Source organism: Kitasatospora sp. NPDC086801 (assembly GCF_044745805.1).
Classification (GTDB): domain Bacteria; phylum Actinomycetota; class Actinomycetes; order Streptomycetales; family Streptomycetaceae; genus Kitasatospora.
Genome location: NZ_JBIVAX010000014.1, coordinates 132,601 through 156,972, shown reverse-complemented (window position 1 = coordinate 156,972; position 24,372 = coordinate 132,601). Strand labels below are relative to the sequence as shown.

Sequence of the window (24,372 nt, the reverse complement as noted above, 5' to 3'; positions counted from 1 at the left end):
CAGCCTGGCGGGTCACGTGGGTTGATAGGGACTCATCAATCGGGGGGCAGGCGCGTGCGTGGGCGGGGGCGGGCACATGATGCGGGCAGGTGCACGAATGGGTGATTTCCGGTTCTCGGTGCTGGGATTGATGCGGGCGCAGCGCGGCACGACCGTGCTGAAGGTGGGCAGTCCCCAGCAACAGGCGATGCTGGCGGTGCTGCTGCTCCGGCCGGGACACGGCGCGAGCGCCACGGACCTGATCGACGCCCTGTGGGGTGAGGAGCCGCCGAGCACCGCGGTGACGACGGTGCGCACGTACGCGTGGCGGTGGCGCAAGATCCTGCACGGCGACGGGCCGGACGCGCCGACCGTGCTGACCTCGGTCGGGGACGGCTACCGGCTGGTGCTGCCCAAGCACTCCGTGGACGCGGCGCAGGGGGAGGAACTGGCGGCGCAGGCCGAGCGCACGGCCGCCGCAGGACAGCCGCAGCAGGCGCGTGACCTGCTGAACCAGGCGCTGGAGCTGTGGCAGGGCGAGCCGTTGGCCGGCATCCCCGGCCCGTTCGCGCAGCGGCAACGACAGCGGTTGCAGGAGCTCCGGCTGACCCTGCTGGAGGAGCGGATCGCCCTGGACCTGACGCTGGGCCGCTTCTCCCGGTGCATCCCGGAACTGACCTCGTTGACCACCGAGCACCCGCTGCACGAGCAGGCGTACGGGCTGCTGATGCGCGCGCTGTACCAGGCGGGACGGCAGGCGGACGCGCTGGCGGTGTACCGGAGCGTGCGTCAGCTGTTCCTGGACGAGCTGGGGGTGGAGCCCGGCGCGGAGCTGGACCAGTTGCACCGGCGGATCCTGGAGGGCGACCCGTTGCTCGCCGCCCCGGCGCCGGCCGCCGCGCTCCTCTCCGGCCCGGCGCGGCCCGCCGCGCCCGGGCCCGAGGCGCAGGATCCGCCGGACGACCCCGCGGTGACGGGTGCGCCCGCCGCCCCTGCCGGCACCACCACGACGACGCCCAGACCAGCCCAACTGCCCCCTGATGCGGCGGACTTCACCGGCCGGACCGTCCTGGTCGAGCGGCTGGGCGAGGCCCTCGGCGCCCCGGGCCAGCAGGCGCTGGTGATCGCGACCGTGGTCGGCATGGGCGGGGTCGGCAAGACCGCGCTGGCCCTGCACGTCGCCCACCGGGTCCGCGACTCCTACCCCGACGGGCAGCTCTACGTCGACCTGCGGGGCGCCGACACCACCCCGGCCGACCCGGAGGCGGTGCTCAGCGGCTTCCTGGTGACGCTCGGCGTGCCGGCCGACGCGGTGCCGGAGGGGCTGGACGCCCGCTCGGCGCTGTTCCGCTCGGTGGTCGACGGCCGGCGGCTGCTGCTGGTGCTCGACAACGTCCACGACACCGCGCAGATCAGGCCCCTGCTGCCGGGCGCGGTCGGCTGCGCCGTGCTCACCACCAGCCGCACCCGCCTCTCCGGCCTGCCCGCGTCCGTGCAGGCCGACCTGGGCGTGTTCGAGCCGGCGGAGGCACTCGAACTGCTGGGCCGCACCATCGGCGCCGAGCGGCTGGCCGCCGAGCCGGAGGCCGCCCGGGAACTGCTGCTCGTCTGCGGCCACCTGCCGCTCGCGGTGCGGATCGTGGCGGCCCGGCTGGCCGCCCGGCCGAGCTGGACGGTCCAGACGCTGGGCCGCCGGCTGGCGGTCGAGCGGCGGCGCATCGACGAGCTGCGGATCGGCGACCTGGCGGTGGAGGCCGCCTTCGAACTGAGCTACCGCCAGTTGACACCCGCCCAGGCCCGGGCGTTCCGGCTGGCCGCCTCGGTGGACGGCCCGGACATCGGGCTGCCCGCCGCGGCCGCCCTGCTGGACCTGGACGAGTACGACGCCGAGGACCTGCTGGAGGCCCTGGTGGACGTGGCGATGATGGAGTCGCCGTTCCCCGGCCGCTACCGCTACCACGACCTGCTGCGTTCCTTCGCCCGGCGGCGGCCGGACCACCCGGGAGCGGCCGTGGAGGCCCGCGACCGGCTGCTGGACCACCTGCTGGCCACCGCGTGCGCGGCCTTCCAGCACGCCGTCCCCGGAGATCCGGCCGCCGGCACCCTCGGGCCCGCCCGCGGCCCGGGCGTGGACCTCGGCGGCCCGGACGGCGCCCGGGCCTGGGCCGAGGCGGAGGGCTCCGGGGCGATCGCACTCGCCGCCCAGGTGGCGGGCTGGACCGTCGCGGACGACGAGGCGTCCGCCCCGCCCGCCCCGGCCGACGGCGCGGCACCGGACGCCTTGCGCGCCGCGATCGACCTGCTGATCGCGCTCACGCCGTTCGTCCTCGCCCCGCCCAGCCGCCAGCTCACCAGTACCGCGGAGGCCCTGGCCGCCGCCGCGACCCATCGCGCCGACCACCGGGCAGCTGGCCGGGCGCACTTCCTCCGCGGCAACGTCGCCCTGGCCGCCACCCGGCTGGAGGAGGCGGAAGCGGCCTCCCGGCTGGCGGTCGCCGCCTCCCGCGCGGCGGGCGACACGGTGATCCTGCGCCAGGCGCTGAACGACCTCGGCCTGGTCTGCCAGTTCCTCAGCCGCTACGACGAGGCCGTCGGGCACTACGACGAGGCGCTGCTGCTGGCCCGCGAACTCGGCCACCGCTCCGGGGCGCTGGTGACGACGGTGAACGCCGCGCTGGCCCGGGTGCGCAGCGGGCGAGCCGCCGAGGCCGTGCCGATCTGCCACGAGGCGCTGGCCGAGCTGCGCACCCGGCACGACGATCCGGGCCGGGCGTACACGCTGTACGTGCTGGGGCTGGCGCTGCACGGGCTGGGGCGGCACGCGGAGGCGGTCACCTGGTTCGGCGAGTGCCTGACGGTGGCCTCGGTGGCCGGTCTGCGGGCCCGGGCCGCGCACGCCCGCTACCGGATGGCGGACAGTCTGCGCTCACTGGGCCGGGCGGACGAGGCGCTGGAGCACGCCGGGCAGGCGCTGGTGCTGTGCGAGGAGCTGGGTGCCGAGCGGGACCAGGGCCAGGCGCTGGTGGTGCTGGGCCGGACGCTGGCGGACCTCGGGCGGGAGGCCGAGGCGTGGGGCCGGCTGCGGGAGGCGCACCGGATCTTCGTCCGGCTGGGGCTGCCGGAGGCGGCGGAGGTGGCGGAGCTGCTGCCCCGGGGGGAGGGGTCGGCCTCTTCGGCGTCTTCGGCCTCGTTGGCGTCTTCGGCCTCGTCCGTCCCGTCCATCCCGTCCATCCCGTCTGTCCCGTCTGTCCCGTCTGTCCCGGATGGGCGTCGGGGCGGTGGGCGGGGGGCGGTGACGAGCCGCGGGCCGGGCCGCTGACGGGCTTCTGACGGGCTTCTGAAGAATCGATCCTGCGCCCGATGTCGTTGGGCTCTGGCGCCCGGGGTGCTCAGGAGCCGGTGCTGTTCCAGTCGCTGGAGCTGCCGCGCCCGGTGCTGGCGGGGGTGGGGGTGGGCGTCGGCGTCGCGTCGCCGCGCACCACCGTCGCCGTCCCGGTGCCGGCCGTCTCCGCCACGGCAACCGTGGCGGAGAGGCCGGCCCCCAGGGCGACGACCACCCCGAGGCCGACCGTGAGCAGCCGGAGGTGGGTGCGGGTGGTGGCCGGACGCTGCGTCATCTCAGGTGCTCCCTTGACTCGCTTCCCTGGCGGGAAGGGCTTCCGTCGTGGTGTGGCACCAGTCTGGCCGGGAGCGGTCAACGGCGGATCTACAACCGAGCACCGGTGATCACTGCCGCCCGCTCAGGCCGCCGCGCGGATCTCCAGGGTGCAGCACTTCACGCTGCCACCGCCCTTGAGCAGTTCGCTGAGGTCCATCCCGATCGGCCGGAATCCGCGCCCGCGCAGCCGCGCGGCCAGGCCGACGGCCGCCTCCGGCAGCACCACGTGCAGGCCGTCGCTCACGGCGTTGAGGCCGAACACCGCCGCGTCGGCGCCGTCCACCAGCAGGGCGTCCGGGAACAGCCGGCGCAGGGCGGCCCGGCTGTCGGCCGAGAAGGCCTCCGGGTGGTACATGATCTCGTCGCCGTCCAGCACGGCGAGCGCGGTGTCCAGGTGGTAGTAGCGCGGGTCGACCAGCTCCAGGCCGACCACCGGCCGCCCGAAGAACTCCTGGGCCTCCGCGTGGCCGGCCGGCGTGCTGCGGAAGCCCCGCCCGGCCAGCACGGAGCCCGCGGTCAGCAGCAGGTCCCCCTCGCCCTCGTTGACGTGCTCCGGATCGCGCGTCTCGAAGCCCCGGGCGCGGAACCACTCCAGGTAGGCCGGGCCCTCGGCGGCCCGCTCGGCGTTGCGGAAGCGCGCCCCGAGCACCTTGCCGTCCACCACGGTGGCGCCGTTGGCCGCGTAGACCATGTCGGGCAGGCCCGGGATCGGGTCGATCAGGTCGACCCGGTGGCCGAGCTCGCCGTAGAGGGCGTACAGCCGCTCCCACTGGGCGACGGCGAGCTGGGTATCCACCGGTTTGGCGGGGTCCATCCACGGGTTGATCGCGTAGGTGACGTCGAAGTGGGTCGGACGGCACATCAGGTAGTGGCGCGGGCGGGCGGTGCGGGTCATCGGGAGGGGCTCCGGGGTGAGGGGGCGGGCGGGGCGGGCGAGCGGTCGGGTCAGGGCGGGGCGGGGCGGGGCGTGCGGGGTCAGACGGCAGGCTCGGGCCGCGCGTCGTGCGCGGGGCGCGCCGGGAAGTCGCGCATTGCGCGCAGCGGGCTCGCCAGCAGCACGGCGCCCGCGGACAGCAGCACGGCCGCCATGATCCAGATCGTGGTGCGCGGGCCCAGCACCTCGCCGAGCCAGCCGCCGAGCAGGGCGCCGAGGGGGATCGCGCTGTAGTTGACCGTCGAGGCGCTGGCCCTGATCCGCCCGATCATCGCGGGCGGGCAGTAGGACTGGTAGAAGCTGCCGGCCAGCACGTTCCCGGCCACGACGCCGCAGACGGCCACCGACCACGCGAGCGCGCTGACCGCGAGCGGCAACTGGTCGCCGGCCATCGGCAGCAGGAAGATGAAGGGCGCGACCACCAGCTCGCACAGCAGCAGCCCGCGGGCGCTGCCCAGCCGCCGGGCCACCCGCCCGGCCACCGCCGCGCCGGCCAGCCCGCCGATGCTCACCACCGCGAACACCAGGCCCACCTCGCCGGGTTCGATGCCGACGCTGCGCACCAGGAAGACCGTCTGGACGGCCTGGATGCCGTTCAGCCCGAGGTTGCCGACCGCCCCGAAGCAGGCCAGCGTCCGCAGGTACGGGTCGCGGGCCAGGAAGCCCACGCCCTCGCCGATCTCCTTCAGGATGCCCCGCCGCTGCGACGGCGGCGGAGGCTGCTCCACCACGGTGATCCGGGCCACGCAGACCGCCGAGACGAGGTAGCTCACCGCGTCGGCGAGCAGTCCGCTGGTCGCGCCGAAGACCTGCGACAGCAGGCCGGCCGCACCGGGACCGGCGATCTCCACCGCCGACTCCCCGGAGCGCAGCTTGACGTTCGCCTCCAGCACGTCCTCCTTGGCCACCAGCGACGGGAGCACCGCCCCGTACGCGGTGGAGAAGAACACCTTCACCCCGCCGGTCAGCAGGGCCACCAGCACCAGTTGGGCCATGGTCAGCACACCGAGCCAGCCGGCCACCGGCACGCTGACGAACAGGGCGAGCAGCAGCAGGTCGCAGACCAGCATCACCCGCAGCTTGGGCCAGCGGTCCACCCAGGCACCGGCCGGCAGGCCGAGGAAGAGCCAGGGCAGCCAGGCCGAGGCGGTCAGCAGGCCGACCGCGAGCGGGCTGGCGTCCAGGGTGACGACGGCCACCAGTGCCAGCGCCACGTTGCCGACCGCCGTGCCGAGGCCGCTGGTGGTCTCACCGATCCAGAGCCGACGGAAGTCGGCCTGTGCCCACAGCCCCCAGCGGCTGCGGGACGGCTCCGGCGGAGCCGTGGCGGGGGTGGTGACGGACATCGCGGGTCACTCTCCAAGCTTCTCGGCGAGCACGGAGGCGATCCGTGCGAGGGGTTCCGGACGGGTCAGCTCGCCGTGCGCGCAGGCGAGGCGGTGGGGCTCGATCCGGCCGTCCAGGTACGGCCGCCAGGACCGCTCGTAGGGCCAGTCGGCGGGTTTGTCGAGGGTCGCGCCGAAGAAGACGGCGTCGCCCCGGTAGCGGCCGGGCACGTGCTCGGCCATGAGTTTGCGGTGCCGCTCGAACACGCCGGGCAGTTCGGTGGCGGCGTCCCCCAGGACGGCGGCCAGCTCGGCCTGGCCGCGTCCGGCCTCCGGGTCGTAACCCAGCGACAACAGCAACTCGGCCAGGGCGTCGAAGGGTTCGTCCTCCTCCGACCCGTCGGCGGCCTCCGGACCGTGACCGGTGACCGGTGCGCCGTCGAGCAGGGCGAGCACACCGACCCGTGCGCCCTCGGCCTGGAGCCGGACGGCCATCTCCTGCGCGACGACCGCCCCGAAGGACCAGCCGAGCAGGTGGTACGGGCCGGACGGCCACACCGCCCGGATCTGCCGCACGTAGTCCTCGGCGATCTCCGCGACGCTCGCCGGTGCCTCCCCGCGCAGGCCGCGGGCCTGGAGACCGTAGACCGGCCGGTCGGCCCCGAGGTGCGGCAGCAGGCCGGAGTAGACCCAGCTGATGCCGGCGGCCGGGTGGACGCAGAACAGCGGGGCCAGGCCACCACCGGTGCGCAGTGGCAGCAGCACGTCCAGGGCGTCGGCAGCCGGCCCGGCATCGAGCCGGCCGGCGAGTCCCGCGACGGTCGGGGCCTCGAACAGCGCGCGCATCCCGAGGTCGGCGCCGAGGGCGGTGCGGATCCGGGCGAGCAGCTTCATCGCGAGCAGGGAGTGACCGCCGAGCGCGAAGAAGTCGTCGTCGACGCCGACCCCGGCGATCCCCAGGACCTCGGCGAACAGCCCGCAGAGGACCCGCTCCGGTTCGGTGCGCGGCGCGCGGCCCCGGGCGAGCTCGGCGAAGTCCGGTGCGGGCAGGGCCCGGTGGTCGAGCTTGCCGCTGCCGGTGAGCGGCAGCGCGGCGAGCGGGACGACGGCGGCCGGCACCATGTAGCCGGGCAGGAACCCGCCGGCGAAGGCCCGCAGGTCGGCCTGGTCCAGTCGGCCGTCGGTCACCGCGTAGGCGACCAGACGGGTGCCCGCCGCCCGGTCCTCGACCGGGCGGACGACGGCCGCGGACACCTGGGGGTGCCGCCTCAAGACCTCTTCGATCTCGCCGAGTTCGATCCGGAAGCCACGGATCTTGACCTGCTGGTCGGTGCGGCCCAGGTACTCCAGCTCGCCGTCGCGGGAACGGCGCACCAGGTCACCGGTGCGGTACATCCGCTCACCGGGCTCGAACGGGCAGGCCACGAACCGCTCAGCGGTCAACCCCGGACGGTTCAGGTACCCCCGGGCCAGACCCGCCCCCGACAGGTACAACTCACCGGGCACCCCGGCCGGCACCGGGTTCAACCCCCCGTCCAGCACATAGGCGCGGGTCCCGGCGACCGTGCCGCCCAGCACCGGCCGCACCGTCGCGGCCAGCGGATGAACGAGCGTGTCCACCGTCGCCTCCGTCGGCCCGTACAAGTTGTACGCCTCCGTCGCCGGAGCCTCCCGCAGCCGCGACCACAACGCCTGACCCACCGCCTCACCACCGAGCAGCAACAGCTCGGGCGCCGACGTCGGCGCGGCCAACAGCCCCTCCTCCACCAGCTGTTCGGCGAAGGACGGCGTCACCTCCAGCACGCCGATACCGCGCTCCCCGACGTGACGCACCAGCGCCGTCGCATCCCGGCGCACCTCGTCACCGACCAGGTGCAACTCATGCCCGGCCACCAGCCACAACAGGCCGTCCCACGACGCGTCGAAGCACAACGAAGCCGTCAACGCCACCCGCGACCGCTCCCGGCCCGCCATCACACCGGCACGGTGCGCCGCCAACAACCCGGCCAGGCTCCCGTGCGACACCACCACACCCTTCGGCCGACCCGTCGAACCCGACGTGTGGATCACATACGCCGCGTCCTGCGCGGTGATGCGGGGGGCAGGGTCGCTCTCGGGGCCGGGGCCGTCCTCGGTGACGTCCAGCGTCCGCAGGCCCGCCAGGACCTCGGGCAACGGCCACTGCGGGTCGGTCAGCACCAGCGACGGACGGGAGTCCGCCAGGATGTCGGCGGTGCGGTCGACGGGGTACTCGGCGTCCAGCGGCAGATACACCCCGCCGGCCTTGAGCACCGCCAGCAGGCCCACCACCGACTCCACCGAACGCGGCAACGCCAGCGCCACCACCGACTCCGGCCCCACCCCCGCAGCGATCAACCGGTGCGCCAGCCGATTCGCCCGCAGATTCAACTCGGCGAACGTCAGACGCTCCGAGCCGCAGACGAGGGCCACCGCCTCCGGCATCCGCGCGGCCTGCTCCTCGAACACCGCCGGCACCAGCGGCACCCGCGACGGCAGCGGCGTGAACCCGCCACCCAGCAACGCGCCCCGCTCCTCCACCGTCAGCAACTCCACCCGGCCGACCGGCAGTTCCGGGCTCTCCACCACAGCCCGCAACAACCGCCCGAACCGCACGGCCAACGACTCCACCGTCTCCCGGTCGAACAGATCCGTCGCGAAGTCGATCGCACACTCCAGGCCGGCGGGCTCGCCGTCCTCGTCGAAGCTCTCGCCCATGCCGATGCTCAGATCGAACTTGGCCACCGCTCCGGCCGTCGACTGCACGGTGGCGGGCAGAGCGCCGAGGGTGAGCGGCGCCGAGGCCGCCCGGTCGCCTTCCAGCAGCAGCATCACCTGGAACAGCGGGTGACGGGCCAGCGACCGCGCCGGGTTCAGCTCCTCCACCAGACGCTCGAACGGCACGTCCTGGTGGCCGAACGCCCCCAGGTCCACCTCCCGCACCCGGCCCAGAAGTTCGGCGAAGCTCGGGTCACCCGCCGTATCGGTGCGCAACACCAGCGTGTTGACGAAGAACCCGACCAGCTCGTCCAGCGCCTCGTCCGAGCGCCCGGCCACCACCGTGCCGATCGGCACATCCGTGCCCGCACCCAGCCTGGTCAGCAGTGCCGCCAACGCCGCCTGCACCGTCATGAACAACGTCACCCGATGCGCACGCGACAACCCCACCAACCCGCGATGCAGATCGACACCCAGCGGCAACACCACCCGATCACCCCGATGCGACGCCGCCACACCACGCGGACGATCCACCGGCAACACCAACTCCTCCGGAAGACCACCCAACGCCCCACGCCAGTATTCGAGTTGCCTCGACAGCAGGCTGTTCGCGTCCGCCTCCTCCCCCAACAACCCGCGCTGCCAGAGCGCGTAGTCCGCGTACTGCACCGGCAGCGCCTCCACCACCGGCACCTCACCACCACACCGCGCCCCGTACGCCACCGACAGATCCCGCAACAACGGGCCCATCGACCAGCCGTCACCGGCGATGTGGTGCAGCACCAGCACCAGGAGGTCTCCGTCGGGCCCGCCCGGGATCACCTGGGCGCGAACGGGCAGGTCGCCGGACAGGTCGAACGGCCGGTCGACGCAGCTCTCGGGGTCGGTGCCCACGGGCAGGACCTCGACGGCGATCCGGGCCTCGTCGGGCGACAGGATCCGCTGGTACGGCTCACCGTCCGCCTCGACCACGAGCGTGCGCAGGCTCTCGTGCCGCGCCACCACGTCATCCAGCGCCGCCTCCAGCGCCGCCACGTCCAACTCGCCGCCCAGCCTTAGCACCACGGGGAGGTTGTAGAGCCCGCTCGGGCCCTCCATCCGGTCGATCAGCCACAACCGCCGCTGCGCGAAGGACAACGGCACCCGCTCCGGACGCTCCACCTCCGCCGACAGCACCGGCCGACCGGCCACCGCGCCCGAACGGGCCGCGAGCCCCGCCACCGTCGGCGCCTCGAACACATCCCGCACCCCCAACTCCACCCCCAGCACCGACCGCACCCGGCTCAACAACCGCGTCGCCAGCAGGGAATGACCACCGAGTGCGAAGAAGTCGTCGTCGATGCCGACCCGGGTGATCCCCAGGACCTCGGCGAACAGCCCGCAGAGGATCTCCTCCTGCGCCGTCCGTGCCGCCCGGCCACCCATCGCGAACTCCGTGAAGTCCGGTGCGGGCAGGGCCCGGTGGTCGAGCTTGCCGCTGCCGGTGAGCGGCAGCGCGGCGAGCGGGACGACGGCGGCCGGCACCATGTAGCCGGGCAGCGCCCGGGCGACGAACTCCCGCAGGTCGAGGGCGAGTCCCGGAGTCTGCCCGGTCACCGCGCAGTAGGCCACCAGCCGGCGGTCACCGCCGTCGCTCTCCCGGGTGGTGACGACGACCTGGCGGACGGCGTCGTGGCGGACCAACACCTGTTCAATCTCGCCGAGTTCGATCCGGAAGCCACGGATCTTGACCTGCTGGTCGGTGCGGCCCAGGTACTCCAGCCCGCCGTCGCGGGAACGGCGCACCAGGTCACCGGTGCGGTACATCCGCTCACCGGGCTCGAACGGGCAGGCCACGAACCGCTCAGCGGTCAACCCCGGACGGTTCAGGTACCCCCGGGCCAGACCCGCCCCCGACAGGTACAACTCACCGGGCACCCCGGCCGGCACCGGGTACAACCCCCCGTCCAGCACATAGGCGCGGGTCCCGGCGACCGTGCCGCCCAGCACCGGCCGCACCGTCGCGGCCAGCGGATGAACGAGCGTGTCCACCGTCGCCTCCGTCGGCCCGTACAAGTTGTACGCCTCCGTCGCCGGAGCCTCCCGCAGCCGCGACCACAACGCCTGACCCACCGCCTCACCACCGAGCAACAGCAACCCCGGCGCCGACGCCGGCGCGGCCAACAGCCCCTCCTCCACCAGCTGTTCGGCGAAGGACGGCGTCACCTCCAGCACCCCGATACCGCGCTCCCCGACGTGACGCACCAGCGCCGTCGCATCCCGGCGCACCTCGTCACCGACCAGGTGCAACTCATGCCCGGCCACCAGCCACAACAGGCCGTCCCACGACGCGTCGAAGCACAACGAAGCCGTCAACGCCACCCGCGACCGCTCCCGGCTCGCCATCACACCGGCACGGTGCGCCGCCAACAACCCGGCCAGGCTCCCGTGCGACACCACCACACCCTTCGGCCGACCCGTCGAACCCGACGTGTGGATCACATACGCCGCGTCCCCGGCCGAGGCCCGCGCGGCGGGGTTCGACTCCGGACCGGCCGCGTCGCCCGCCTCGACCACGGGCAGGCCGGTCAGCAGCTCCGGGTGCGGCCAGCGGTCGTCGGTGAGGACGAGGACGGGCTGCGCGTCGGCGAGTGTGCGGGCGGTGCGGTCGGCGGGGTACTCGGCGTCCAGCGGCAGATACACCCCGCCGGCCTTGAGCACCGCCAGCAGGCCCACCACCGACTCCATCGAACGCGGCAACGCCAGCGCCACACCGGACTCCGGCCCCACCCCCGCAGCGATCAACCGGTGCGCCAGCCGATTCGCCCGCAGATTCAACTCGGCGAACGTCAGACGCTCCGAGCCGCAGACGAGGGCCACCGCCTCCGGCATCCGCGCGGCCTGCTCCTCGAACACCGCCGGCACCAGCGGCACCCGCGACGGCAGCGGCGTGAACCCGCCACCCAGCAACGCGCCCCGCTCCTCCGCCGCCAGCAACTCCACCCGGCCGACCGGCAGTTCCGGGCTCTCCACCACAGCCCGCAAGAACCGCCCGAACCGCCCGGCCAACGACTCCACCGTCTCCCGGTCGAACAGATCCGTCGCGAAGTCGATCGCACAGTCGATCCCGGCGGGCTCGCCGTCCGCGTCGTAGACCTCCTCCATGATCACGTTGAGGTCGAACTTGGCGACCCCGGTGCCCGCCGGCAGTGCCTCGACGCGCAGGCCGGGCAGTTCCAGTTCGGCGTCCTCGTTGCTCTGCAGGACGAGCATCACCTGGAACAGCGGGTGGCGGGCCAGCGAGCGGACCGGGTTCAGCTCCTCCACCAGGCGCTCGAACGGCACGTCCTGGTGGCCGAACGCCCCCAGGTCCACCTCCCGTACCCGGCCCAGAAGTTCGGCGAAGCTCGGGTCACCCGCCGTATCGGTGCGCAACACCAGCGTGTTGACGAAGAACCCGACCAGCTCGTCCAGCGCCTCGTCCGAGCGCCCGGCCACCACCGTGCCGATCGGCACATCCGTGCCCGCACCCAGCCTGGTCAGCAGTGCCGCCAACGCCGCCTGCACCGTCATGAACAACGTCACCCGATGCGCACGCGACAACCCCACCAACCCGCGATGCAGATCGACACCCAGCGGCAGCACCACCCGATCACCCCGGTGCGACGCCGCCACACCACGCGGACGATCCACCGGCAACACCAGTTCTTCTGGAAGTTCCGCCAACATCCCACGCCAGTATTCGAGTTGCCTCGACAGCAGGCTGTTCGCGTCCGCCTCCTCCCCCAGCAGCCGGCGCTGCCAGAGCGCGTAGTCCGCGTACTGGACGGGCAGCGCCTCCACCACCGGCACCTCGCCACCGGACCGCACCGCGTACGCCATCGACAGATCCCGCAGCAGCGGACCCATCGACCAGCCGTCGCTGACGATGTGGTGCAGCACCAGGAGCAGCACGTGGCTCTCCTCGGCCACCCTCAGGAGGGTCGCGCGGAAGGGGGGTTCGGCCGCCAGGTCGAAGGGGCGGCGGGATTCCTCGTCCACGGCGGCGGCCAGCGCGTCGGCCGGGCAGTCCCGGCGTTCGACGGCGATCCGGGCCTCGTCGGGCGGCAGGATCCGCTGGTACGGCTCACCGTCCGCCTCGACCACGAGCGTGCGCAGGCTCTCGTGCCGCGCCACCACGTCGCCCAGCGCCGCCTCCAGCGCCGCCACCTCCAGCTCGCCGTCCAGCCGCAGCGCGACCGGCACGTTGTAGAGCGCGCTGGGGCCCTCCATCCGGTCGATCAGCCACAACCGCCGCTGCGCGAACGACAGCGGCACCCGCTCCGGACGCTCCACCTCCGCCGACAGCACCGGCCGACCGGCCACCGCGCCCGAACGGGCCGCGAGCCCCGCCACCGTCGGCGCCTCGAACACATCCCGCACCCCCAACTCCACCCCCAGCACCGACCGCACCCGGCTCAACAACCGCGTCGCCAGCAGGGAATGACCACCGAGCACGAAGAAGTCGTCGTCGACGCCCACCCGTTCGACACCGAGGACCTCGGCGAACACCCCGCAGAGGATCTCCTCCTCCGCCGTCCGCGCCGCCCGACCGCCACCGGCGGACTCCGCGAAGTCCGGCGCCGGGAGGGCGGTGCGGTCCAGCTTGCCGTTGGCGTTGAGCGGCAGCGCGTCCAGCCGGACGAAGGCGGCCGGCACCATGTGGGCGGGCAACTCGGCCGCGACCAGGGCGCGCAGCTCGGCGGGCTCCAGCGAGGAGGCGCCGACCAGGTAGGCGACCAGTCGCGCCCCGCCCGGGCCCTGCTCGTACGGCAGCACCGCCGCCTGGAGCACCTCGGGGTGTGCGGTCAGCGCGGTCTCGATCTCGCCGAGTTCGATCCGGAAGCCGCGGATCTTGACCTGGTGGTCGGTGCGGCCCAGGTACTCCAGCCCGCCGTCGCGGGAACGGCGCACCAGGTCGCCGGTGCGGTACATCCTGCCGCCGACTTCGAACGGGCAGGCCACGAACCGTTCCGCGGTCAGACCAGGACGGTTCAGGTAACCCCGGGCCAGACCCGCCCCCGACAGGTACAACTCACCGGGCACCCCGGCCGGCACCGGGTTCAACCCCCCGTCCAGCACATAGGCGCGGAGGTTGCCGAGGGGGTGGCCGATCAACGGGCGCTCGCTGTCGGCGAGGCGGTGGTACAGGGCGTCGACGGTGCACTCGGTCGGGCCGTACAGGTTGTACGCGATCAGGTCCGGAGCGTCCCGCAGGGTGGTCCACAGGGCCTGGCCGGTGGCCTCGCCGCCGAGCAGCAGCAGGGCCGGCGGGCAGCGGGTGAGCAGTCCCTCCTCGATCAGCTGGTCCGCGTAGGTGGGGGTGAGGTCGAGGACGTCGATCCCGGTGCGCTCGGCGTGGCGCACCAGCGCGGCGGCGTCGCGGCGCACGTCGTCGCCGATCAGGTGCAGCTCGTGCCCGCCCGCGAGCCAGAGGAAGCCCTCCAGGGAGGCGTCGAAGGACAGCGAGGCGGTGAGCGCGACCGTCAGCCGGCGGCCCGGCCGGGCACGCTCGACGGCGGCCGCGGTCTCGGTGCGGTGGAAGGCCAGCAGATTGGCGAAGTTGCCGCAGGAGACCACGACGCCCTTGGGCCTGCCGGTGGAGCCGGAGGTGTAGATGACGTAGGCGGCGTGCCCCGGGTGGGCGGTGCCGGGCAGGTCGTGGGCGTCGCGGGAGGCCCGCAGCGCCTCGTCGACGAGCAGCACGGTGCGTCCGTCCAGCGACTCGGCGAGCGGCCAGCGGTGGTCGGTGAGCACGACCGCCGGGGCGGAGTCGGCCAGCATGTAGGCGATCCGCTCCGCCGGGTACTCCGGGTCCAGGGGCAGGAAGGCCGCACCGGCCTTCAGCGTCGCCAGCGTGGCGACCACCGACTCCACGGAGCGCGGCAGGGCGAGGGCGACCACGGTGTCCGGTCCGGCGCCCTCGTCGGCGAGGGCGCGGGCCAGCCGGTTGGCCCGGGCGTTCAGCTCCGCGAAGGTCAGCGACTCGGGGCCGCAGACCAGGGCGACGGCCCCGGGGGTGCGCGCGACCTGCTCCTCGAACACCGTCAGGTAGGGCGTGCCGGCGTCCGGCAGCGCCGTGTCGTTCCACCCGGCGAGCGTGTGCCGCTCTGCCTCGCCGAGCACCTCCAGGGCGGCGACCGGGCGCTCGGGGTCCTCGACCGCCTGGCGCAGGATCAGCTCCAGGGCGGTGGCGAGCCGCCGGACCGTCTCCCGGTCGAACAGGTCGGTCGCGTACTCCAGGCCGCCGCTGAGCCCGGCCCGGGAGCCGTCGGCGGCGAGCCGCTCGACCAGGCTGAGGGTGAGGTCGAAGGTCGCGGTGCCGAAGTCGACCGGCTCCTCGGTCACGGTGATGCCGGGCAGGTCCGGCCCGTCCTCGGGGGTGCCGGCGAAGGCCAGCATCACCTGGAACAGGGGGTGGCGGGCCAGCGACCGGGCCGGGTTCAGCTCCTCCACCAGCGACTCGAACGGCGTGTCCTGGTGCTCGTAGGCCGCGAGGTCGGTGTCCCGGACGCGGCGCAGCAGTTCGGCGAAGCTCGGCCGGCCGGAGAGGTCGGTGCGCAGCACCAGGGTGTTGGCGAAGTAGCCGACCAGGTCGGTGACGGCCTCGTCGAGGCGGCCGGCCACCGGGGTGCCGATCGGCAGGTCGGTGCCGGCGCCGAAGCGGTGCAGCAGGGTGGCGTAGGCGGCCTGGAGGACCATGAACAGGGTCGCGCCGTGCTGGGTGGCGAGCTCGCCGAGGCGGGCGTGCAGTTCGGCGTCGAGCTCCAGCGGGACGACGGTGCCGCGGTGGGTGGCGACCGGCGGCCGGGAGCGGTCCGCGGGCAGCGGAAGCTCCTCCGGCAGGTCGGCCAGCGCGTCGCGCCAGTAGGCGAGTTGGCGGGCGGCCAGGCTCTGCGGGTCGTCCTCGTCGCCGAGCAGTTCGCGCTGCCAGAGCGCGTGGTCGGCGTACTGGACGGGCAGCGGCTCCCAGTCGGGGGCGCGGCCGGTGAGCCGGGCCCGGTAGGCGTCGGCGAGGTCGTGGTACAGCGGGCCGAGCGAGGCGCCGTCCCCGGCGATGTGGTGCAGGACGAGGACCAGCACGTGCTCGTCCGGGCCCTCGGGCCGCAGGTAGGCGTGCACGGGCAGGTCGGCGGCCAGGTCGAAGGTGTGCCGGGCGAGTTCGTCCACCGGGCGGTCGGTGGTGGTGAGCAGCGGCGCGGTCGGCCCGTCGAGGACGCGCTGGTACGGGACACCGTCGTGTTCCCCGAAGACGGTGCGCAGGGCCTCGTGCCGCCGGACGGTGTCGCCGAGGGCGTCCGCCAGGGCGGCGGGGTCGAGCGGGCCGCGCAGCCGCAGGGCGAGGGTCACGTTGTAGGTGGCGGCGGGGCCCTCGGCCTGGGCCAGGAACCAGAGGCGGCGCTGGGCGAAGGAGAGCGGCACCCGGTCGGGCCGGGGGCCGGGCCGCAGCGCCGGACGGGCCGGGGCGGGCGTGTCGGCCGGGCGGTCGGCGAGCCGGTCGGTGAGCCCGGCGACGGTGGGGGCCTGGAAGAGGTCGCCGATGGCGAGTTCGATGCCGAGTTCGGCGCGGGCCCGCCCGGTGAGGCGGGTGGCGAGCAGCGAGTGGCCGCCGAGGGCGAAGAAGTCGTCGTCGATGGTGATGTCGTCGATGCCGAGCAGGTCGCCGAAGAGTTCGCACAGCGCCCGTTCGCGCTCGTCGCGGGGGGTGCGGCCGGTGCCGTCGGCGGCGACGTCCGGGGCGGGCAGGGCCCGGCGGTCGACCTTGCCGTTGGCGTTGAGCGGCAGGGCGTCGAGCAGGACGACGGCGGAGGGGACCATGTAGCCGGGCAGCGTGGTGCCGGCGAAGGTGCGCAGCTCGGCCGGGGTGAGCGAGGTGTCGGCGGTGCAGTAGGCGACCAGCCGGGTGTCGCCGGGGCGGTCCTCACGGGCGATCACGATGACCTGGCGCACGGCGGGGTGGCGGGAGAGCGCCGCCTCGATCTCGCCGAGTTCGATCCGGAAGCCGCGCAGTTTGACCTGGCCGTCGATCCGGCCGAGGAACTCCACGGCACCGTCGGCGCGCAGCCGCACGAGGTCGCCGGTGCGGTACATCCGCTCCCCGGGCGCGTACGGGCAGGCGACGAAGCGCTCCGCGGTCAGCCCCGGCCGGTTCAGGTAGCCCCGGGCCAGGCCGGCGCCGGCGATGTACAGCTCTCCCGGGACGCCGGGCGGGACGGGGCGCAGCCGGGCGTCGAGGACGTGGCTGCGCATGTTGTCGAGCGGGCGGCCGATCGGCACCCGGGGCCCGTCGAGGTCGGCGGGGGTGAGCGGGTGGTGGGTCGCGAAGGTGGTGGTCTCGGTGGGCCCGTAGACGTGGGCGAGCAGCAGGTCGGGGCAGGCGTCCAGGACGCGCCGCAGCAGGGTGCCGGAGGCGGCCTCGCCTCCGGTGCAGACCACCCGCAGGGCGGCGAAGGTCTGCGGGGCCTGCTCGGCGACGAGGTCGAACAGGGCCTTGGTGAGGAACACGGCGGTGACGTCGTGGCGGGTGGCGACGGCGTGCAGGGCGGTGGCGTCGAGGGCGCCGGGCGGGGCGACCACGACGGTGCCGCCGGACAGCAGGGGCGTCCAGATCTCGTAGGTGGCGGCGTCGAAGGCGTGCGGGGAGTGCAGCAGGACCCGCTCGTGCCGGCCGTCCCGCCAGCGCCGGTCGGCGGCGAGGTCGAGGACGTCGCGGTGGCGGACGGCGACGCCCTTGGGGCGGCCGGTGGAGCCGGAGGTGTACATCGCGTAGGCGAGCTGGTCCGGGTGGACGGGCGTGCCGGGGCGGTGGGCGGGGGCGTCGGCCTCGTCGCCGGGGCGGACCACCACGGCCTCGTGCGGGAAGCCGGGGTCGGCGCGGTCGGTGAGCAGTACGGGGGCGCCGGTGTCGGCCAGCACGTCGGTCATCCGCTCGGGCGGCAGGCCGGGGTGCATGGGCACGTAGCAGCCGCCGGCCTTGAGGATCGCCAGGGTGGCGACGACGACCTCGACGGAGCGCTCCATCAGCATCGCGACGGGGGTCTCGGTGCCGACGCCGAGGGAGATCAGGTGGTGCGCGAGGCGGTTGGCCCGGGCGTCGAGTTCGGCGTAGTCGAGGGTGCCGCCGTCGTGGGCGAGGGCGGTGGCGTGCGGGGTGAGGTCGGCCTGGCGTTCGAAGGACTCGGCCAGGGTGCCGGGCCGGTGCGGGGCGTCGGTGGCGTTCCACTCGGTGAGGATGCGGGTGCGCTCCTCGGGGGTGAGGACGTCGATGGTGCCGATGGGGGCGTGCGGGTCGGCGGCGGCGGCGGTCAGGAGCAGGCCGAGCCGGGTGGCCAGGGCGGCGACGGTGGTGTGGTCGTAGAGGTCGGCGGCGTACTCGATCGAGCCGGTGAGCCCGGCGGGCGCGCCGTCGGGGCCGTGGCGTTCGGCGATGCCGATGTTGAGGTCGAACTTGGCGACCCGCAGGCCGATCGGCTCGGGTGCGGACTCCACCCCGGGCAGCGCGAGTTCGGCCTCCTGCCCGTGGTTCTGCAGGACCAGCAGGGTCTGGAACAGCGGGTGGCGGCCGAGCGCGCGGGACGGGTTGAGCTCCTCGACGAGGCGCTCGAAGGGGACGTCCTGGTGGGCGAAGGCGTCGAGCTGGGCCTCCCGGACCCGGCCGAGCAGTTCGGTGAAGCTCGGGTCGCCGGAAGTGTCGGCGCGCAGTACCAGCGAGTTGACGAAGAAGCCGACCAGCTCGTCCAGGGCCTCGTCGGCGCGGCCGGCGAGGCCGGTGCCGAGCGGGATGTCGGTGCCGGCGCCGAGCCTGGTGAACAGTGCGGCCAGGCCGGCCTGGAGCACGGTGAACAGGGTGGTGCGGTGCGTCCGGGCGAGGTCGAGCAGGGCGGTGTGCAGGTCGGCGCCCCAGGCGAGGTCCACCGAGTCGGCGGCGCCGGTGGGGGCGGGCGGTCGGGGGCGGCCCGTCGGCAGCTCCAGTTCCTCCGGGAGACCGGCCAACGCGGTTCGCCAGTGGTCGAGTTGGCGGGCGAGCAGGCTCTCGGGGTCTCGCTCGTCGCCGAGCAGTTCGCGCTGCCAGAGCGCGTAGTCGGCGTACTGGACGGGCAGCGGCTCCCAGTCGGGGGCGCGGCCGGTGAGCCGGGCCCGGTAGGCGGTGGCGAGGTCGCGCAGCAGCGGGCCGAGCGACCAGCCGTCGCCGGCGATGTGGTGCAGGACGACGAGCAGCACGTGCTCGGTCGGGGCGAGAGTGAACACCGTGACCCGGATGGGCAGTTCGCGGCTCAGCTCGAAGGTCTCGGCGGCGGCCGCGTCCCGGCGGGCGGGGTAGTCGTCCGGTGCGCAGTCCACGACCAGGAAGCGCGGCTGCGCCTCCTCGGTCGGCAGGATCCGCTGCACCGGGACTCCCCCGGTCACCGGGAACACCGTCCGCAGGGCCTCGTGCCGGGCGACCACGTCCACCGTCGCGGCGCGCAGCGCGGCGGTGTCGAGCTCGCCGCGCAGGCGCAGGGCGAACGGAAGGTTGTACAGCGCGGTCGGCCCCTCGATCTGGTCGATCAGCCAGAGACGCTGTTGTGCGTACGAAACCGGGATCACGGTGCTTCCTCTACTCACGTCACGGCACGGGGTGTTCGGAACCGGGCGGTCAGGCGACGGCCAGGGTGGGCCGGACGCTGGGCCGGCAGTCCAGGACGTCGAGGGGCTGCCCCATCGCGACGGCGATCCTGCGGTCGCCGCGGTACGGGTCCCGGCCGTGCGCGCAGAGCACGTTGTCGACCAGCATCACGTCGCCGGCCTGCCAGCGCTCGCGCACGGTCGCGGCGTGGTACGCCTCGTTCAGGGCGTCGACGTCGGCGCGCTCCAGCGGTGCGCCGTCCCCGAATCCGGTGTTGAACGGGAAGCCGTCCGGGCCGAACTCGTCGGTCATCGCCTCGCGGATGTCCGGGTCGAGCGACCACTCGCTCCAGAACGCGAGGTGGTTGAACCAGACCTCCTCGCCGGTCGCCGGGTGGTGGATGGTGCCGGGGCGCAGCTGGCCGGTGCGCAGGTTGCCGTCCGGCAGCCACTCCCAGGTGATGCCGTTCTCCCGGCAGTAGGCCTCGACCTCGGCCCGGTCCTCGGTGGCGAAGGCGGTGCGCCAGCCGAGGGAGACGTAGTCCGAGTAGTTGCGGGTGAGTGTCCAGCCGGACGTCCGCATCCGCTCGACCAGGTGCGCGGGCAGCCGGCCGAGCACCTGGCGGCAGTCGGCCGTCGGGGTGGCGCCGCCCTCCTCGGGGGCGGTCAGACAGGCGAAGAGCAGCCGGCCCGGGAAGGTGAGGGTGTAGCTGTTCTCGTTGTGCATCCGGATCGGCTGGGGCGACGGCAGGTCGGTGGAGGAGAAGACTCCGTTGCCGTAGTCACTGCGCGGGGTGGCCTTCTCCCGGTAGGGGGTGCGCTCGGGGATGAGGACGTCGCGCACGGCCGCGACGTCCTCGGTGCTCGCGACCGGCAGGCCGCGCAGGAAGATCGTGCCGTGCCGGTGCAGGGCTTCGGTGAGCTCGCTCTCGTTCTCGCGCAGCCAGTCGCGGGCCTCGCCGATGTCGGCGGTGCGCGGGGCGTGGGCGAGGGCCGGGCGGCCGGGGTTCAGTTCCCAGGTCAGCATGGTCGCGCTCACTGCCGGGCGAGGGAGGCGGTCAGGCTGGCGGGCCGGATGTCGGTCCAGTTGGCCTCGATGTAGTCGAGGCAGCCCTGGCGGGTGTCCTCGCCGTGGACGGTGGTCCAGCCGGCCGGCGCGTCGATCCAGACCGGCCACAGCGAGTGCTGGTTCTCGTCGTTGACCAGCACCAGGTAGCCGGCGTTGTCGTCCTCGAACGGGTTGCTCATGGTGTCCTCCTTGGGTTGTTTCGAAGGTAGGGGCGGGCCGGGGGGCGGAACGGCAGGAGTCGCGGCAGGAACGCGGCAGTTCGGCTCGCGCGGGGCTCCTGCCGTCGGGCCCCTGGTCAGCGCGGGGTGTGCCGGGCGGTTCAGCGCGGGGTGAGGCGCACCGGGAAGTGGTCCAGGCCGAAGTTGATGATCGAGCGGTTGTGGACGACCGGGCCGGTCGGTTCGATCACGGCGACGCGTTCCAGCATCGCCGTGAACAGGGCGCCGAGTTCGGCCTTGGCCAGCGGCGCGCCGATGCAGTAGTGGGCGCCGAGGCCGAGGGCGAGGTGCTTGTTGGGGGCGCGGTCGAGCCGGATCTCCTCGGGCCGGTCGAAGGCCTCCGGGTCCCGGTTGGCGGACCACACCCAGACCGCGACCCGGTCGCCGCGCCGGATGGTGCGGCCGTCGAGCTCGGTGTCCCGGCTCGCGGTGCGCAGGGTGTGCAGTCCGACCGACGTCCAGCGCAGGAGTTCGTCCACTGCCGCGTCCATGCCGACCTCGCCCCGCTGCAACTGCCGCCAGAGGTCAGGGTGTTGGACGAGGGTGTGGAGGCCCATGGCCGCGGTGTGGCGGACGGTCTGGACGCCGCCGACCACGATGTTGTCCAGGTTGAGGACGACGTCCTCGACCGGCAGCAGCTTGCCGCCGACCCGGTAGGTGGCCATCATGCTGATCAGGTCGTCGCGCGGGTCGGTGCGGCGCAGCATCACCTGGTGCAGCAGGTAGGGGATGAGCTGCTGGTGACCGGCCCGGCGCTCCTCGGGGGTGCGGCCGAGGAAGGCGACGTCGCAGACCCGCTCGACCATCTCGCGGTCCTTCTCGGGGACGTCCAGGAGGTCGCACATGACGGACAGCGGCAGGGCGGAGACGGCGTCGACGAGGTCGACCTCGCCCCGCTCGACGGCCTGGTCGACGATCGAGGCGGCGAGTTCGGCGATGCCGCGGGACGCTCCGCGCACCGGGCCGGGGGCGAAGAACGGGTTGGCGGGCGCGCGGAGTTCGCGGTGCCGGGGCGGGTCGGTGAGGGCCATCATCCGGCCGGAGCCGACCGGGACGTTGCCCTCGCCGGCACCGAGCAGCGAGCCCTGCTCGGAGCTGTAGAGCGTGGCGTTGCGCAGCACCTCCGCGGAGTGCCGGTAGGAGAGCACCGACCAGATCGGCCCGTCGTCGACGGTGTCGGTGCGGTGGACGGAGGCCTCCCGGCGCAGTTCCGCGACCAGGGCGGGGGTGCCGGGGAGGGCCCACAGGCCCGGGTCGGTGAGGTCGACCGGGGTGGTGGTCAGCATGGGGACTCCGTCGTGGACTGGTCGGCGGCGGCGCCGGCCCGGTGGCCCGGGCCCGGTCGCTCGATGAGGGAGGTCAGCAGGTCGACCGGGCCGGGCCCGTCGACGGTGGCGAGCAGGTGGCCGCCGGGGACGACGTGGTGGCCGGAGGCGCCACGGGTGTGGACCGCCCAGCCCTGGAGCCCGGCGGAACCGAGCATCGGGTCGTCGACGCCGGCGACGGTGTGCAGGTCCGAGCCGATCGGCGGGTGCGGGCGGGGGCGGTAGGTGGCGACCACGGCCAGGTCGGTACGGATCCCCTGGAGCGCGTGTTCCTTCAACTCGGCATCGGCCTCGATGAGTTCACCCATGCCGGCGAGGCGGAGCAGGTCGTCGGCGGTGTGCTGCGGGCGGTCCCGCCCGGCCCAGGTGGCGGGCGGCGAGGCGGAGGCGGCGACCACCAGTTCGGGCCGCCGTTCGGCGGGCAGCGCCCGGGCGACCTCGTAGCCGAGCAGAGCGCCGAAGCTCTGCCCGTAGAAGCCGAATCGGCCCGTCAGGTGCGGGGTGAGGGCGTCCACGACGGCGTCGACCAGCAGGTCGAAGCTCGCGGGCATCGGGTGGCCGAGGCGGCCGCCGCGGGCGGGCGGGCGCAGGGCCCAGACCTCGGCGGTCGGGGCGAGGGCACGGGCGAGCGGGGTGTAGGCGGTGGCGTCGCCCCCGGCGTGCGGGAAGCAGAACAGCCGGAACGGGCGGTGCGGTTGGGGCACGGGGACGAGCAGCCAGTCCCCCTCGACGCGGGGGCGCACCCGCGCGGCGGTGGTCATGCGCCGCCGACCCGGGCGCGGGCGGTCAGGGCGGGCCGGGGGGCGGCGGTGCCGGCCTCGACGGCGTGCTCGACGGTGGCGGTGAAGGCGGCCAGGTCGGCCGAGTCCAGCAGGTGGCGCAGTTGGAGCTCGATGCCGAGCCGGCGGCGCAGCAGGTGGACGACGCGCAGTGCGGCGAGCGAGTGGCCGCCGAGCGAGAAGAAGTCGTCGGCGGGTGTGACGCCGGTCAGGCCGAGCACGGTGCGCCAGACCTCGGCGACCTGCTCCGCCAGCCCGCCGGCGCCCTCGGAGGGCGCCTCCTCGACCGCGGGGACGGGCAGCGCCGTGAGGTCGACCTTGCCGTTCGGGGTGAGCGGCATGGCGTCCAGCACGGTGATCACCGAGGGCACCAGGTGCGCGGGCAGGGCGGCCCGCAGCCGCTCGGTCAGCTCGGCGGCGGTGACGCCGCCGGTGACGTAGCCGGCGAGCCGGCGGTCGCCGGGGGCGGGCTCGTGGACGGTGACGGCGGCGGCCTGGACGCCCTCCAGCCGGGCCAGCGCGTGCTCGACCTCGCCGAGTTCGATCCGGTAGCCGCGCAGTTTGACCTGGCGGTCCACCCGGCCGACGTACTCCAGTCGGCCGCCCTCGCCGCGCCGGGCCTGGTCGCCGGTGCGGTACATCCTCTCGCCGGGGGCGGACGGGTCGGCGACGAAGCGGCCGGCGGTCAGCCCGGGGCGGCCCGGGTAGCCGTGGGCGAGCCCGGGCCCGGCGAGGTACAGCTCGCCGACGAGGCCGTCGGCGACCGGGGCGAGCCGCTCGTCCAGGAGGTGGAGGCGCACGCCGGGCAGCGGCTCGCCCAGGTGCGGCCCGGGGCCGCTGATCGGCGCGGTGACGGCGTCGACGGTGCACTCGGTGGGCCCGTACAGGTTGAGCGCGTCGATGCCGCCGTCGGCGAGTTCCCGCCAGGTGTGCTCGGGGACGGGCTCGCCGCCCATGAACAGCCGCGGCACCCGGGCGCCGGTGAGCGGCTCGCGCAGCAGCTCCCAGTGCGAGGGGGTCAGGTCGAGGTCGGTGACGGCGTGCTCGGCCAGCAGGGCGGCCACCCGGGCGGGGTCGGCGCGGTGCTCGTCGCCGATGACCAGGACGGTGTCGCCGCGGCAGATCCGGGCCCACTGCTGGACGGAGGCGTCGAAGGAGACGCTGGCGTTCCAGCCGACCACCCCGGGCTCGGCGCGGTAGGCGCCGGTGGCCTCCAGTGCCTCCACCAGGGCGGCGACGGCGCCGCGCGGCACCTCGACGCCCTTGGGGAGCCCGGTGGAGCCGGAGGTGTAGATGACGTAGGCGGGGTCGAGCGGGTCGGCCGCCTCCGGCAGGTCAAGCCCGTCGGCAGCGGCGTCCGGGCCCAGGACCGGCACGCCCTGGACCGCCGCGAGGCCGTCGGCGCTGATCAGGGCCGCGAGCCGCGCGTCGGCGGCCATGAAGGCCAGCCGCTCGGCGGGGTAGGCCGGGTCGAGCGGGACGTAGGCGGCGCCGGCCCGCCAGACGGCGAGCAGGGCGACCGGCAGGTCGGCGGTGCGGGCGAGGTGGACGCCGACCCGGTCGCCGCGGCCGACGCCGTGGGCGCGCAGGGCGCGGGCCAGCGCGGCGGTGCGCAGGTCGAGTTCGGCGAAGTCCAGGCGGGCCGCTCCGGCGAGGACGGCGGTGCGCTCGGGGTGCGCGGCGGCGGCATCGCGCAGGCGGTGCAGGAGGTCGGTCATGACGGTTC

General features: G+C 74.5%; 10 protein-coding genes. 1 reads left to right on the top strand and 9 read right to left on the bottom strand.

All coding sequences use genetic code 11. The features are described 5' to 3' along the window. Window positions 1-97: 97 nt before the first annotated feature. On the top strand, window positions 98-3,298 hold the full coding sequence (locus tag ACIPLC_RS18110) for an AfsR/SARP family transcriptional regulator (RefSeq protein ID WP_400473974.1): 3,201 nt from the start codon (window positions 98-100) through the stop codon (window positions 3,296-3,298). A 70-nt stretch (window positions 3,299-3,368) separates the two neighbouring features. Here ACIPLC_RS18110 and ACIPLC_RS18105 read toward each other — a convergent pair whose 3' ends face one another. The 9 genes from ACIPLC_RS18105 to ACIPLC_RS18065 all read right to left on the bottom strand — a co-directional run bounded on the left by ACIPLC_RS18105 (window position 3,369) and on the right by ACIPLC_RS18065 (window position 24,364). Next, on the bottom strand, window positions 3,369-3,596 hold the full coding sequence (locus tag ACIPLC_RS18105; protein ID WP_400473973.1) for a hypothetical protein: 228 nt from the start codon (window positions 3,594-3,596) through the stop codon (window positions 3,369-3,371). 123 nt (window positions 3,597-3,719) lie between these two features. After that, entirely contained in the window at window positions 3,720-4,532 is an 813-nt protein-coding gene (gene ddaH, locus ACIPLC_RS18100; protein ID WP_400473972.1) for a dimethylargininase, read from the bottom strand. 80 nt (window positions 4,533-4,612) lie between these two features. Continuing rightward, entirely contained in the window at window positions 4,613-5,917 is a 1,305-nt protein-coding gene (locus tag ACIPLC_RS18095) for an MFS transporter (RefSeq protein ID WP_400473971.1), read from the bottom strand. Between the two features lie 6 nt (window positions 5,918-5,923). Next, window positions 5,924-19,237, bottom strand: coding sequence for an amino acid adenylation domain-containing protein (locus tag ACIPLC_RS18090; protein WP_400473970.1), 13,314 nt, complete (start codon window positions 19,235-19,237; stop codon window positions 5,924-5,926). Window positions 19,238-19,286: 49 nt separating this feature from the next. Further along, window positions 19,287-20,282, bottom strand: a complete 996-nt coding sequence (locus ACIPLC_RS18085; RefSeq protein ID WP_400473969.1) for a TauD/TfdA family dioxygenase — start codon at window positions 20,280-20,282, stop codon at window positions 19,287-19,289. An 8-nt stretch (window positions 20,283-20,290) separates the two neighbouring features. Beyond that, on the bottom strand, window positions 20,291-20,503 hold the full coding sequence (locus ACIPLC_RS18080; RefSeq protein ID WP_400473968.1) for an MbtH family protein: 213 nt from the start codon (window positions 20,501-20,503) through the stop codon (window positions 20,291-20,293). Window positions 20,504-20,643: 140 nt separating this feature from the next. After that, window positions 20,644-21,828 (bottom strand): cytochrome P450, encoded by a 1,185-nt coding sequence (locus ACIPLC_RS18075; protein ID WP_400473967.1) that lies wholly within the window; start codon window positions 21,826-21,828, stop codon window positions 20,644-20,646. Continuing rightward, entirely contained in the window at window positions 21,822-22,628 is an 807-nt protein-coding gene (locus ACIPLC_RS18070; protein ID WP_400473966.1) for a thioesterase II family protein, read from the bottom strand. Before ACIPLC_RS18070 ends, ACIPLC_RS18075 begins: the two co-directional genes overlap by 7 nt. Next, entirely contained in the window at window positions 22,625-24,364 is a 1,740-nt protein-coding gene (locus ACIPLC_RS18065) for a non-ribosomal peptide synthetase (RefSeq protein WP_400473965.1), read from the bottom strand. The genes ACIPLC_RS18070 and ACIPLC_RS18065 overlap by 4 nt, the downstream gene beginning before the upstream one ends. Between the last annotated feature and the right edge of the window lie 8 nt (window positions 24,365-24,372).